Annotated in this window: 9 protein-coding genes and 1 riboswitch; of the genes, 6 read left to right on the forward strand and 3 right to left on the reverse strand. The window is 40.1% G+C overall.

The genetic code is table 11. The features are described 5' to 3' along the window. The first annotated feature begins 13 nt into the window (after window positions 1-13). Complete coding sequence (locus tag ACM46_RS04510; RefSeq protein ID WP_048505381.1) at window positions 14-1,054, forward strand: outer membrane beta-barrel protein; 1,041 nt, start codon at window positions 14-16, stop codon at window positions 1,052-1,054. 169 nt (window positions 1,055-1,223) lie between these two features. Here the strand turns inward: ACM46_RS04510 and ACM46_RS04515 are convergent, their stop codons facing one another. Beyond that, window positions 1,224-1,433 (reverse strand): bacteriocin-like protein, encoded by a 210-nt coding sequence (locus ACM46_RS04515; protein WP_048505382.1) that lies wholly within the window; start codon window positions 1,431-1,433, stop codon window positions 1,224-1,226. Between the two features lie 128 nt (window positions 1,434-1,561). After that, window positions 1,562-2,956 carry a class II fumarate hydratase gene (gene fumC / locus ACM46_RS04520; protein ID WP_048505607.1) on the reverse strand — a complete coding sequence of 465 codons (1,395 nt, stop codon included), beginning with the start codon at window positions 2,954-2,956 and terminating at the stop codon, window positions 1,562-1,564. A 136-nt stretch (window positions 2,957-3,092) separates the two neighbouring features. On the opposite strand from fumC, the gene ACM46_RS04525 reads away from it, so the two are divergent. Both ACM46_RS04525 and ACM46_RS04530 read left to right on the forward strand, forming a co-directional pair. Beyond that, entirely contained in the window at window positions 3,093-4,700 is a 1,608-nt protein-coding gene (locus tag ACM46_RS04525; protein WP_048505383.1) for a fumarate hydratase, read from the forward strand. Window positions 4,701-4,793: 93 nt separating this feature from the next. Beyond that, entirely contained in the window at window positions 4,794-5,078 is a 285-nt protein-coding gene (locus tag ACM46_RS04530; protein WP_173426468.1) for a hypothetical protein, read from the forward strand. Window positions 5,079-5,170: 92 nt separating this feature from the next. Here the strand turns inward: ACM46_RS04530 and ACM46_RS04535 are convergent, their stop codons facing one another. Next, window positions 5,171-6,043 carry a helix-turn-helix transcriptional regulator gene (locus tag ACM46_RS04535; protein ID WP_157859424.1) on the reverse strand — a complete coding sequence of 291 codons (873 nt, stop codon included), beginning with the start codon at window positions 6,041-6,043 and terminating at the stop codon, window positions 5,171-5,173. 151 nt (window positions 6,044-6,194) lie between these two features. On the opposite strand from ACM46_RS04535, the gene ACM46_RS04540 reads away from it, so the two are divergent. The 3 genes from ACM46_RS04540 to ACM46_RS04550 all read left to right on the forward strand — a co-directional run bounded on the left by ACM46_RS04540 (window position 6,195) and on the right by ACM46_RS04550 (window position 14,210). Next, window positions 6,195-8,273, forward strand: a complete 2,079-nt coding sequence (locus ACM46_RS04540; RefSeq protein ID WP_048505385.1) for a T9SS type A sorting domain-containing protein — start codon at window positions 6,195-6,197, stop codon at window positions 8,271-8,273. Window positions 8,274-8,488: 215 nt separating this feature from the next. Then, window positions 8,489-11,326 (forward strand): alpha-amylase family glycosyl hydrolase, encoded by a 2,838-nt coding sequence (locus ACM46_RS04545; protein ID WP_048505386.1) that lies wholly within the window; start codon window positions 8,489-8,491, stop codon window positions 11,324-11,326. A 257-nt stretch (window positions 11,327-11,583) separates the two neighbouring features. After that, window positions 11,584-11,692: riboswitch (SAM riboswitch) on the forward strand. A 97-nt stretch (window positions 11,693-11,789) separates the two neighbouring features. Next, window positions 11,790-14,210, forward strand: a complete 2,421-nt coding sequence (locus tag ACM46_RS04550) for a TonB-dependent receptor plug domain-containing protein (protein ID WP_048505387.1) — start codon at window positions 11,790-11,792, stop codon at window positions 14,208-14,210. The last annotated feature ends 3 nt before the right edge of the window (window positions 14,211-14,213 follow it).

Genomic DNA, 14,213 nt, shown 5'->3' on the forward strand with positions numbered 1-14,213 from the left:
TAAAATTAATAATATGATCAAGAAATTTATCCTGATGGGATTCCTATGCCTGTTATCCAACTCGGTATATTCACAGAGAAAACCTCTTACATTGAACTTCCCTTCAAAAGAAGATAGCCAGGTAAGTCCTGTTGTAAAAGAAAAAGTAGATGAATATGCTAAACAGATAGATCTCATCATCCAGGAAGAAAAAAAGCAAATGGAAGTAGAGCTTCTTGAGTTACAAGGGAAAAACCTTGATAAAGCTGAATTTGATAAACAGAAAACAGCAGTGGCATCCAAATACGCAGAAAAGATTGATCAAAGAATTGAAGCGTTGGGATTTGATTTGGATACCGTCATTCAGAAACAGGTAAAATATTCACTTCTTAATTCTGATGTGACGTCAAAAGAAGAGCTTAAAGAAAAACTTCTGAAGAAATTCCGTCCTACAAAAAATGTGGGAGGATATATCTCATACGGAATTATGAATCTTACCAATTCCAAAGCAGACAACAGCCTGGATAAAAATATAGGCTATGCAGGAAATTTCGAATTCGGGCTTAAACTCAATTATCAGTTCAGCAGAACCAGCCCTTGGGGATTGATTTCAGGGATCGGGTTTTCCTGGAGAACCCTGAACATTGATAATAATATGTTCTTTGCTAAAGATGGAAATGCAGATGTGTTTCTGGACAATTACGGGAAAGATTTAAGCAAAAGTAAATTGAGAACCGGATACATTATGGTTCCGCTCGGACTGCAGTATAATTTTTCCAAACTGAAAAATGCCGGAATGGATGTTCAGTACAGAGACTATGACAAAGGATTTAAAGTAGGAGCCAATGTATATGGCGGGGTAAAAATGTCTACCAATAATATCATCAAAGGAGACGGGATCAGCCAGAGAGAAAGAGGGAATTATCAGGTTAATCCTTTTATTTATGGAGCTCAGTTCACCGTTTCTTACAACGATTTCAGCATTTTCGTGAAAAAAGACTTTGGTAATTTCTTTAAAGACAATCGTTTTGAAAATGACAAAGCTCTGGTTTTCGGAGTAGGGCTTTGGTGGTAAAAACACAGATACACATTCATATATTAACACGAAGAATCCGTCTCATTTTTGATGAGGCGGATTTTTTTGGACTATTTTTAATACACACAGAGACATTAGCCTATCCCTGTCAAGGTTCAAAACCTTGACAGGGATAACAGGGCGTTAATTCCCTTACCCCAAGATTAAATTAAATAGGATCTTCTTCTACCGGAACATTACACATATCCACATGCACCATACACATCGCCTGGTTACATGGATTATCTGTAGGAGCCTGGCAGCAGGCATAATAACCGTTGTATGGAATAAGATACCAGTTCGTAGGACAGCGAGGAGCAACCACTCCGCCAAAGAATTCTCTCAGGCTTTCCCGCGTGATTTTTTTCAGATTTTTCATAAAATTAGTTTTTAATTAGGTGTATCACGAATATAAGAAATTATCGTATAAAAAATTGAATATCATGGCTTTAAATACAAAAAACCTCAGGATAACTGAGGTTTTCTATTATTTAATCTGATGAGGTTTTATTTCAGACTTCCCACCATATCTTCAGGCTTCACCCACTCGTCAAACTGTTCAGCAGTTAAAAGACCAAGATTAACGGCTTCTTCTTTTAAAGTTGTTCCGTTTTTATGAGCGGTTTTGGCAATTTTTGCAGCATTTTCATAACCGATGTGTGTATTTAAAGCAGTAACAAGCATTAATGATTTGTCTACCAGTTCTTTGATTCTCTCATGATTTGGTTCAATACCTTCTGCACAGTGATCGTTGAATGAAATACATGCATCTGCAATAAGCTGGGCAGACTGAAGGAAATTGTAGGCCATCACAGGTTTAAAAACATTCAGTTCATAATTTCCCTGTGTTCCCGCAAAAGAAATCGTGGTATCATTTCCAAGAACCTGAGCGCAAACCATGGTCATCGCTTCATTCTGTGTAGGATTTACTTTGCCCGGCATAATAGAAGATCCCGGCTCGTTTTCAGGAATATGAATTTCCCCGATTCCGGAACGCGGCCCGGAAGCCAGCAATCTGATGTCCTGAGCAATTTTGAATAAAGAAACGGCCAGTTGCTTTAAAGCTCCGTGAGATTCTACAATCGCATCGTGAGCGGCTAAAGCTTCAAATTTATTCTCTGCCGTAACGAAAGGATGATTGGTAAACTGGGCAATATATTCCGCCACTTTTACATCATAACCACTTGGAGTATTCAGACCTGTTCCTACAGCTGTACCTCCCAGCGCAAGCTCGGAAAGATGAGGAAGGGTATTTTTTAAAGCTCTCAATCCGAATTCAAGCTGAGCTTTATATCCTGAAAACTCCTGCCCAAGCGTAAGAGGAGTGGCATCCATTAGATGGGTTCTCCCGATTTTTACAATATCTTTGAATGCTTCCGCTTTGACAGCAATCGTATTTTTTAGTTTTTCTACAGCAGGAATGGTTACTTCCACTACTTTTTTATAGGCAGCAACGTGCATGGCTGTAGGGTAAGTATCGTTGGAAGACTGGGATTTATTAACATCATCATTCGGGTGAATTTCAGATTTATCGCCCAAAGTCCCGCCATTGTTTACATGAGCTCTGTTGGAAACCACCTCATTGATATTCATATTCGACTGTGTTCCGGAACCTGTCTGCCAGATAACCAGTGGGAACTGATCGTTCAGCTTTCCTTCCAGGATTTCGTCGCATACTTTGGCAATCATATCTCTTTTTTCGGCCGGAAGAACGCCAAGATCTGTATTCGTATAAGCTGCTGCTTTCTTTAAATAAGCAAAAGCCTCAATGATTTCGTGAGGCATAGAACCCTCAGGCCCGATCTTAAAATTATTTCTTGAACGCTCAGTCTGTGCTCCCCAAAACTTGTCAGCAGGCACCTGAACCTCTCCCATAGTATCCTTTTCGATTCTGTAATTCATTGTGATTGAAATTTTTATAAAGTTAATCATAAACGCAGAATCCCGCAATTTATAACCATTATAAATATCGATATGGATGACTGATTTTACTCATGTTTTTTTAAGGATGACGTATTTTTGCACAAACAAAAATTGAATGGATTTTAGATATCAGGATCCGTATCCGATCCAGAAAGATGATACGGTGTATAAAAAGCTTACATCAGACTATGTAAAGGTTGAAAAATTAGGAGACAGGGAAATTTTAACCATTGACCCGAAAGGACTTGAGCTTTTGGCTGAAGAAGCGATGGCAGATGTTTCTTTTATGCTTCGTTCTTCACATCTTGAAAGTCTGAGAAGAATCATCGACGATCCGGAAGCTACGGATAATGACAGATTTGTGGCCTATAACCTGTTACAGAATGCTGCTGTTGCGGTGGAAGGTGCACTTCCTTCATGTCAGGATACGGGAACCGCTATCGTGATGGGGAAAAAAGGAGAAAATGTTTACACCGGAGTTGATGACGGAGAAGCCCTGAGCAAAGGAATTTACAATACCTATCAGAAAAGAAACCTTAGATATTCTCAAGTCGTTCCTTTAACGATGTTCGACGAAAAAAATTCAGGTTCAAATCTTCCGGCGCAGATTGATATTTATGCTAAAAAAGGAGATTACTACGAATTTTTATTTTTAACGAAAGGAGGAGGTTCTGCCAATAAAACATTCTTATACCAAAAGACAAAATCATTGCTGAATGAAAAGTCTCTTGAAGCCTTTGTAAAAGAAAGAATCTCTGATCTTGGAACTGCTGCATGCCCGCCTTATCACCTGGCTCTTGTGATTGGAGGAACTTCTGCTGAAGCCAATCTTGCCGCCGTGAAAAAAGCCTCTGCAAAATATTATGACAATCTTCCGACAGAAGGAAATGAAGGCGGACAGGCTTTCAGAGATCTTGAATGGGAAGCTAAAGTTCAGAAAATCTGCCAGGAAAGTGCTATCGGAGCACAGTTCGGAGGAAAATACCTTACCCACGATGTAAGAGTCATCAGACTTCCGCGTCATGCAGCGTCTTGCCCTGTAGGAATGGGAGTTTCTTGTTCTGCAGACAGAAATATCAAAGGGAAAATTACCAAAGAAGGGATCTTCCTTGAGCAGCTTGAACAGGATCCGAAAAGGTTTTTACCGGATACCCCTCCACACTTGGAAGAAGCTGTAGAAATCGATTTAAATAAACCAATGCCTGAAATACTGGCTGAACTTTCAAAATATCCAATCAAGACAAGATTGAAGTTGAACGGAACGCTGATCGTGGCCAGAGATATTGCCCATGCGAAGATCAAAGAAATTATCGACAGCGGACAACCGATGCCTGAATACTTTAAAAATCACCCGATTTACTACGCAGGACCTGCAAAAACTCCGGAAGGAATGGCTTCAGGAAGTTTCGGACCTACCACTGCCGGAAGAATGGATGTATATGTAGACGAATTTCAGAGCCATGGCGGAAGTATGATTATGCTCGCTAAAGGAAACAGAAGCAAAGATGTTACGAATGCATGTGGCAAATACGGAGGATTCTACCTGGGATCTATCGGAGGGCCGGCTGCCATTCTTGCCAAAGACAATATTGTATCGGTAGACGTAGTGGATTTCCCGGAATTAGGGATGGAAGCCGTAAGAAAAATCGAAGTGAAAGACTTCCCTGCATTCATTATTACCGATGATAAAGGAAACGATTTCTTCGCAGATCTTGCCCATTAATTAGTTTAAAATCAAAATAAATTATAAAATAGGGCTTGTATCTTTTGTATACACCACAAAAAAGTCCTATTTTTGCCTAAAATCTTTAAGAGAATGATAACGATTTTATCAGCATTTTGGCCGTTCTACCAGTTCCTTTGGACTGTATTCTTTATAATTATGTTCTTAGTGGGGTTCTGGTGTATCTTCATGTTCTTCGGTTTGGTAATCCCAATGTGGCTTACTGAAGGTCTGAAAGAATATTTTGGAAAAGTAAAACCTTTTGACCCTGAGGATATCAGAAGAAAAGAGCTTAACGAGCAGGAAGGTGTAGAAGTAATCTTCAGCAATCCTAAAGGGAACGGACCTTTCATTCACGATCACGGACATCACCATTAATGGATTGTCATTGCTTTTTCACCTGAATTCTGAAAAAGTAATATCAAAGCAAAACAACATATATAAACCGCTTAATTTTTTAGGCGGTTTTTTTATGATCCGTTTCTCAGTTTTTCCGGAGACATTCCGAACTTCTTTTTGAACGCCCGCGTGAAATTCTGTACATATTCATATCCGCATTCAATCGCAATTTCCTTGATCATAATCTCCTGGTCTACAATCATTTTCTTCGCTTTCAGCATTCTCAGCTCAGAAATATAATCTTTCACGGTCATCTGATACTGTGCTTTAAATTCTTTCCGGATCTTATTCTGATTAATTCCCGTAAGTTTTCCGATATCTTCTGCCCGGATATTCATGTGATAATTCTCATCAATGAACTTTTTTACCGCCAAAGGAATTTCGGGTTCCTGATGTACTGTATTTTTTTCGTTGAACTGTTCAAAAATAAGGATCAGGAGCTTAATGATCTTGGCCTCTACGAAAAGTCTCTGCATCATTCCCTTTTTAGAATAGTTGATGAGCTCTTTTAAAATCATATGCATTTCCACCGTCATATAAGGAGGCGTTCTTTGATGAAGAAAAATATAATTGTTCCTGATCATATTTTCCAGAATATCTGCATTTTCTTTACTCGACTCAGGATCAATGAGGTTGAAAATATATTTATAATTGATCTGGATCTGCAAATACTTTAACGCTTCGCTGCTTTCCGTCCATAATTCTGCGGTACTTTCCTTTGAGGAGTAATGCAGGATGTATTGATTTTTTCTGAACATGAATTTTGTTTCACAGTCATTAGCCTCAAGTCTGATATTGGAACTGAGAAGAAAAAGCAGGCTGAAACTCGCTTTGCTTTCAATCATATGTAATCTTGAAAACTTTTCAGGCTGGGGGGCTTCCTGCATGACGATCCTGATATTGTCGGAACTGAATAGCAATCCGCTCCTGGAGAGATTCTTCATAGGAAATGGTTTTACTGGCATGGTACAATTTGAGACAAAAGCCTTACATCGGATAACAAAAAGTTTGGAAATGATAACTCAGGGTTAAGAATGAAAGGTAATTTTGCGCAAAATTAAATTAAATTTAGAATAATTAAAAATAATATCTGATATGTTTCAAAATTTACATTTTGCGATCCGTAAAATAGGAGCTGGTTTGGCATTGCTAACCATCGCAGGAAGTTATCTATATGCCCAGCAATGGGAGGATGTAGGAGGTGTACCGGGAGTTTCGGCAGCGGGAAGCAGTTATAATAATTTAGTGGTAGATCAGTCAGGAAATTATTATCTTTCTTATTATGACACCTCGGTTTCTAAAGGTTCTGTACAGAAATTCAATGGAAATTCATGGTCATATGTAGGAGGAACCGCTGGAATTACAGAAGGAACCGCGACTTTTAATTCATTGTCTCTTGACGGCTCAGGAAATATTTTTTATACCAATCAGGTAGGGTATCCGGGATCAGGAATTGCAGTCCGACAGTTTAACGGAACTTCATGGACACAGCTTCCAAAAGTAACGGAATCTTCAGCCAACTATCATGCTTCTGCGGTTTCTCCGTCTAATGTACTCTTTACATTTGCGGGGCATAACTCAGGAACGGTACAGCGTTTTGTAAACGGAGTATGGGAACAGGTAGGAAATACAGGATTTTCTAACGGAGCTTCATTTGCCGAAATGGTGATAGGCTCCAATCAGAAAGTGTATACCTGCAATGTAGCAGGAGGAGTGAGAGTCTATGAAAACAGTACTTCTGCAACGGCTACAGATGCCTGGATGCTGGTGGGAGGAAGTATCGTAGATGCGGCGGCTTCTTCAGAGCAATATACCTCGGATATTGCTATAGATGGCAATAATAACCTGTATGTGGCCTATGTTTCAAGTTCAGCAAACGGACAGAAATTAAATGTTAAAAAATTTGACGGAAATGCTTGGGTACAGCTCGGTCAGGCTAATTTTTCAGACGGAAAGGTACAGCATGTAGCGATAACGGTAACTCCGTCCGGACAGCCTTTCGTAGCAGCAAGCCGTTTTGAGAATAATGATTTATTGAGAAACACGGTATATAAATTTGATACCTATGCACAGAACTGGACAACTTTCGGAGGAGATTTTATTTCTTCAGGAGAAGCTAAATTTAATGATCTGGCAGTAGACAGAGCCAACAATTATTTGGTACTGGCTTATTCAGAAGACGTTACTAAAGTTAAAAGAATCCCGTTAAACGGAACTCCACCGGGATGCAGCAATACAGACCCGGGCGCCAACGCAGGGGACACAGGCTGTGTTACCTTTACTTATCAGGGGCAACAGGTTACTTATTCCACAGTGAGAGGAAGGGACGGAAATATCTGGATGCAGCAAAACCTGGGAAGTTCTCAGGTGGCATCAGCAATGGGCGATGAGGCTTCCTACGGAGATCTTTTCCAGTGGGGAAGATGGGATGATGGTCATCAGCTGAGAAATTCAGCTACGGCGGCGCCTACTTCACCCAATTCACCGGATGGATTAGCAGGTGTAAATGCCTTTATCATTGGATCTACTTCATGGTGGGGCGTTTTCGCAGCAACGGATAAATGGACAGCTTCAAATCCCGCCAACGTATCCAATACTACCGGAGCAGATCCTTGTAAAGCAGTAGGCCCAGGCTGGAAAATGCCTTCTCAGGCAGAATGGGGCGGTATTGTAGGGGCAGAAAACATTGCTAATCCTGGAACAGCATATGACAGTTACTTAAAGCTTCCTGCATCAGGTTACAGAAGTTCTTCAAGCGGTGCGCTTACTTTTGCAGGGCAGAGAGGATACTTCTGGAGTTCGGATACTTCAAATTCAGGAGGAAAATATCTGTATGTAGGCTCTACTATTGCTAATCCTTCTTCAGGAGCTATGCGGGGACAGGGTTCTGCAGTAAGATGTATTAAGACAGGTTCTGCATTGGGAACATCAGACATCATCAGAAATACGGAAACTGTAGGTTTATATCCAAATCCTACCAACGGGATCCTTAATATCAAAGCAGATTCATTGATTGAAAGCGTGAATGTGATCAATATGGTAGGACAGAGACTGAACAATATACAGTTCTCGAACAACCAGATCAATCTGAACGGACTTCCGAATGGAATTTATATTGTAGAATTAAAGTTAAAGAACGGACAGGTTTTTTCTAAAAAAGTGATTAAAAACTAAGTCCAAATACGTTTGATTGATCGGCAGGGGGCTTTTTTAGGAAAGCCCTTTGTTGTAAAGACAAGAATCCATTTATTTTAAAGATAGTTCATTACAATTACTTTTATCGTAAGGGCTCATGAAATTTTTCATGGGTCTTTTTTATTCTGCCTTTTTTCAAATAAGAATAAATAAGTTAAAAGAAAATTAATCCTATATTCGATAAAAATAAAGAAATGAGAAAATTTTATTCCCTTGTTTGTCTTCTTATTGTAATGGCTGTTTCCGGGCAGATTAATTATACAATTACTCCGAATCCTTTCGGTGAAACAGATGTAATTACTTTAACGGTTCCCGGAAATCAGATTGATGAAACGGCCTGGGGAATTCCCGATAATTCCGTGTATATCTGGTCCTGGTCATTTGATACCAATTATCAGAACAGTCAGAACTGTCCTACCAACGGAAGCTGGAACAATTCCGATGACCTGAATAAGCTTACCTACAATGCTGCTACAGATACTTATTCCTTAACAATGACTCCCACTGTTTTCTTCGGAAGAACAGGAATCGGGAGGTTCGGGTTTCTGCTAAAAGATAAAACGGGAGCACATCAGACTTCGCCGGATATCTTTGTGAATGTCGGGATTTTAAATCTGACCCTGACCAATCCTGCTGCGAATAGCCTGACTACTGTTCCTGCGGGAACTGCCGTCAATATTACAGCGACAACAAATGAAAATGCTGCCTTTCAGTTAAAGGCAAACGGAACCGTTGTGAATACCGCATCCACACTTTCCCAGTCTTACAGCTATAGCTATACAGTGACTCAGGATTCCAATATGGAGCTGATAGCCACGGATGCCGGTTCCAATTCAAAAAATGCGACATTCACACTGCAGACTTCCAGAACGGTAATTTCAGAAGCGATTCCGGGCTGGATCAGACAGGGAATCAATTATCATGCAGCAGACCAGACCAGAGTGGGACTTGCCCTGTATGCTCCTCATAAAGATTTCGTACATGTGATCGGAAGTTTTAACAACTGGGCAGTCAATGATACTTATCTGATGAAAAGAGATACCGCCAATCCGGATCTTTACTGGATAGAATTAAATGGTCTTACTCCGCAGCAGCTCTATACTTTCCAATACAGAACCAATGATCTGAAGAAAGTAGCGGATCCTTACTCTCCTCAGATCTTATCTTCCTATGATGATCAGTGGATATCAAGCTCAACGTATCCGAATCTTCCTCCGTTCCCGGCAGGACAAAACTTTGAAGTATCCATGTTTAAAACGGGACAGGCTCCTTACAACTGGCAGATCACCAATTTTCAGAGACCAGCCAAAGAAGATCTGATGGTTTATGAATTATTACTGAGAGATTTTACTCAGGAAAAAAACTGGCAGTCACTCATCAATAAAATCTCCTATTTAAAAAATTTAAATATCAACGCCATTGAGCTGCTTCCTATTATGGAATTTGAAGGAAACCTTTCCTGGGGTTATAATACTTCTTTTCATTATGCTTTAGACAAAGCTTACGGAACACCGGAAAAGTTCAAAGAATTTGTTGATTTATGCCATCAGAACGGGATTGCGGTTATTTTAGATATTGCTTTTAACCATGCTACAGGCCGTTCTCCTTTGGCAAGACTATGGAATATTGATCCTGATGGTGACGGATTTGGAGACATTGCAGCTAATAATCCTTATTTCAATCAGGTTCCTAAACATGCTTATAATGTATTTAATGATTTTAACCATACCAGCCCGTCAACGCAATATTACGTTGAAAGAAGCCTTCAGCAGTGGCTTACTGAATATCGCATAGACGGATTCCGTTGGGATTTAACAAAAGGGTTTACCCAGAACTGCTCCGAAAGTGATGAAACCTGTACCAACGCCTACCAGCAGGATAGAGTAGATATCATGAAACAGTACGCGGACAAGCAGTGGGCTCTGGACCCGAATTCTTATATGATTTTTGAACATTTGGGAACAGATGCCGAAGAACAGCAATGGGCAAACTACAGAGTTGCTGAAGGAAAAGGAGTTTTACTTTGGAACAAACAGACCGATCCTTACAACCAAAATACAATGGGCTATGTAGAAAACAGTAATTATGATAGAATGAACCATACCCTTCACGGCTTTACCAATATGCGTGCTGTGGGATACGGGGAAAGTCATGATGAAGAGAGACTCATGTTTAAAAACCTCGCCTACGGAGCGGTTAATGGAGCTTACAATGTGACCAATCTGAATACAGCTCTTGAGAGAATGAAAACCTTCGGGGCTACATTTTTCACGATTCCGGGGCCCAAAATGATCTGGCAGTTTGGAGAATTAGGCTATGAATTCAGCATCAACAGATGTGCAGACGGAAGCATCAACAGCGGATGCAGAACAGATGAAAAACCTATTGCCTTTACATTAGGATACGATACCAATGCCAACAGAAAAGCAGTATACGATACCTGGGCAAAGATCATCGGTATCAGAAATGCCCACCAGGTTTTCAAATCAAAAACATACTCCATAGAATCTAACAATCTTACCAATGATCCGGATGGGCTTATCACAAGAATTTATGTGTATGACACTGCGATTAACGGAATGAAAAATATAGTGGTTCTGGCCAATTATGGCACTTCAGCCCGAAATGTTGTCCCTTATTTTCCTTATACAGGTCAATGGCAGAATCTGATGGACAACACCATTTCAAATATAGCTTCTACCACAGCTCCTATTACCCTTCAGCCGGGAGAATTCAGGATTTTCGGGAATTATGCAGGGGCACTTTCAACGGTTGATGTGAATGCAGAGCACAAACTCTCACTTCAGATTGCAGATAACCCTGTAAAAAACGGTTCAGCAAAATTCATTTACCATAAAGTAAAAAAAGGCGAGATCGTTATCTTCGATATGAGCGGGAAAAAACTGGATTCATTTAAACTCAATAAAGAAAACGGAGTGTATGAATTCAAAGCAGATTATCCGGCAGGAACTTATCTGGTGCATCTCCGCTCCGAAACAGGAGTGGCAGTACAAAAAATGATCATTAAATAAACCGGGTCTAGAGTAAGAAAAAGAGCAGAGCCGGAATAAGAAAGTTGAAAACTACTGTTATCCTTGTTAAGATTCAAAATCTTGGCAAGGATATTTTACATTCACCAATAAATCATACCATACAGAATCAACAGCTTTATTCAAAACAATCATCTGTGCCAATCCGTGAAATCCGTGGTTAATCAAGATTATTTCCGGATCATTACTAAGCCATTTCCTTTTTGGTCAATTAAAAATATTAGTCTACTTTTGCACTAGATTTATCAAGAAAGGTGGAGGGATTTGGCCCTATGAAACCTTAGCAACCTGCACGTCTCTAAAAAGTGTAAAGGTGCTAATTCCAACCCGTTGCGGGGAAGATGAGCAAAGTCGATATTCTGACAGCAATTCCATTTCTTGAAGTCTTTTATCTCTGCGGATGAGGTCCGTAGAAAGTATGTAGTATTAATTTATAAAACAAAGGATGAAAAAATTAAGCCTGTCTGTTATACTGCTTGGAGCTGTTTTAGTCAATGCACAGGAGCAGGAAAAAGGAACTCAGATTGAAGACGTAGTCATTGTAGGAAACCGGAATGCTAAAAGAACAAAACTGGAAACCCCGGTTCCTGTGGACATTATCAATATCGAAAAATTACAGAAATCTGCACCGCAGACTACCGTTCAGGATCTTCTGAACTATGTTATCCCTTCATTTAATGCGGTGAGACAGTCGGCATCAGATGGTACGGAACACATTGATCCCGTGACTTTACGGGGAATGGGCCCGGATCAGGTGCTGGTTTTGGTGAACGGAAAAAGAAGGCATACCACCTCACTGGTCAATTATCAGAATACAGTAGGAAACGGATCCGTAGGAACGGATCTCAGTACAATTCCTGTGATTGCTATTGACAGGATAGAAGTGCTGAGAGACGGAGCAGCAGCTCAGTATGGCTCAGATGCTATTGCCGGAGTCGTGAATATTATTCTTAAAAAAGATATCGGAGCAACGGCATCGGCATCCTATGGAATTAGTGGAAGAAATGACGGAGAAACTTATCAGGCGGGAATCAACTACGGATCTTCTTTAGGAAAAAAAGACGGCTATGTGAACCTTTCACTACAGCTGAGCCACAGAGGAAAAACCACAAGAACCCAAAATCATGATCTCGATATTTTCGGGAATAATTTTGCCTATGAATTTGCCGATGATCCCGCAGCAGCCAGAGAAGCCGATGATCAGGAATTAAGAGCAAGAGGATTGACCCGTGATGATTTTAATTTTCAGATCGGAGATGCACAAATCAGACAGGCTCAGTTGTTTTTTAATTCTGAATATCCTTTGAGTGAAAATTTCAGACTCTATTCTTTTGGTGGATTCAGTATTAAAGAGGGAAAGGGTTTTGGATTCAGAAGGCTGCCGAGTGAAACTTCCAATGTGGTGTCTTCCATTTATCCGAACGGATTTCAGGCTTCCCTGGGATCGCAGGTTTATGATTTTTCCTATGCCGTAGGCGCTAAATATAAGGAGAATAATTGGCTGGTTGATTTAAGCAATACCTTCGGGAGCAATACCTTCAACTACAATGTAAACAATACCAATAATGCTTCGCTGGGAGCAAAATCTCCCACAAGTTTTTATGCGGGAGCACACAGTTTCCTACAGAATACGATTAATCTTGATGTTTCTAAAAATATAGATAAGTTTAACGTTGCTTTTGGAGGAGAATTCCGTTTTGAACAATATGAAATCAAACCGGGAGACGAAGCTTCTTATACCAGATATGATATTAACGGAAATCCGGCTGGTCCCGGTTCTACCGTCATTGGAAATGGAGGTTCACAGTCGTTTATAGGTTTTTCTCCGGATAATGCTTTGAAAAAATCCAGACATTCAACAGCGGTGTATGCAGATGTTTCCTACGATCTTGCCAAAAAGCTGAATATTGATCTGGCAGGAAGATTTGAAAACTATTCAGATTTCGGAAATACCCTGAATGGAAAGCTGGCCGTACGGTATGAGTTTATAAAAGATTATGCAATAAGAGCGGCTGTGGGAACAGGCTTCAGGGCTCCGTCTCTTCAACAGCAGTATTTTAATAATTCTTATGCAGATATTTCCACTTCCGGATCAGGAATTGTAACCAAAGGAATTTTCAGAAATGATAGTGACGCCGCCAGAGCATTAGGATTTGATAAGTTAAAACAGGAAACCTCAGTAAATGCGAGTGCCGGATTTACGCTGAAACCTGCCAACAGATTGTTCATTACCGTAGACGGCTATTGGATCAGGGTAAAAGACAGAATTGTGATCACCAGCAATATTACCGATTCAAGACTGGCTGAATATAATGTAGAAAGCGGAAGGTTTTTCGCCAATGCCATTGATACCGAAACAAAAGGAGTGGATGTAGTCGTTACTTACGACTGGAAACTGGGCGGTGGAAACCTAAATATCAATCTGGCAGGAAATTATACGGAAACCAAAATCACAGATTTCCACTTTCCAGAAAAGCTGGTGCCTACGCAGGATCAGTTTTTCGGACCGGATCAGATCAATATCATAGAAACCCTTTCTCCCAAAACAAAAGCATCTTTAGGATTGAATTATACCACCGGAAAATTCAATTTCATGGTAAGAAATACGTATTTTGGCCAGGTGATACGCGACGGTTATCCTTTTGGAAAAGTTCAGACTTTTTCTCCGAAAGTAGTAACAGATGTGAGTGTAGGATATGATATAACAAAAAATATCAATCTGACGGTGGGGGCTAATAATGTTTTTGATGTTTTCCCGGACCTTCAGATTTACGAGAATTCATATTTCGGAGTCTTTAAATATGCACCTGTTCAGATGGGAACACTGGGGAATTATTTCTTCGGAAGGCTTAATTTTAATTTTTAACTG

It is taken from the genome of Chryseobacterium angstadtii (assembly GCF_001045465.1).
Classification (GTDB): domain Bacteria; phylum Bacteroidota; class Bacteroidia; order Flavobacteriales; family Weeksellaceae; genus Chryseobacterium; species Chryseobacterium angstadtii.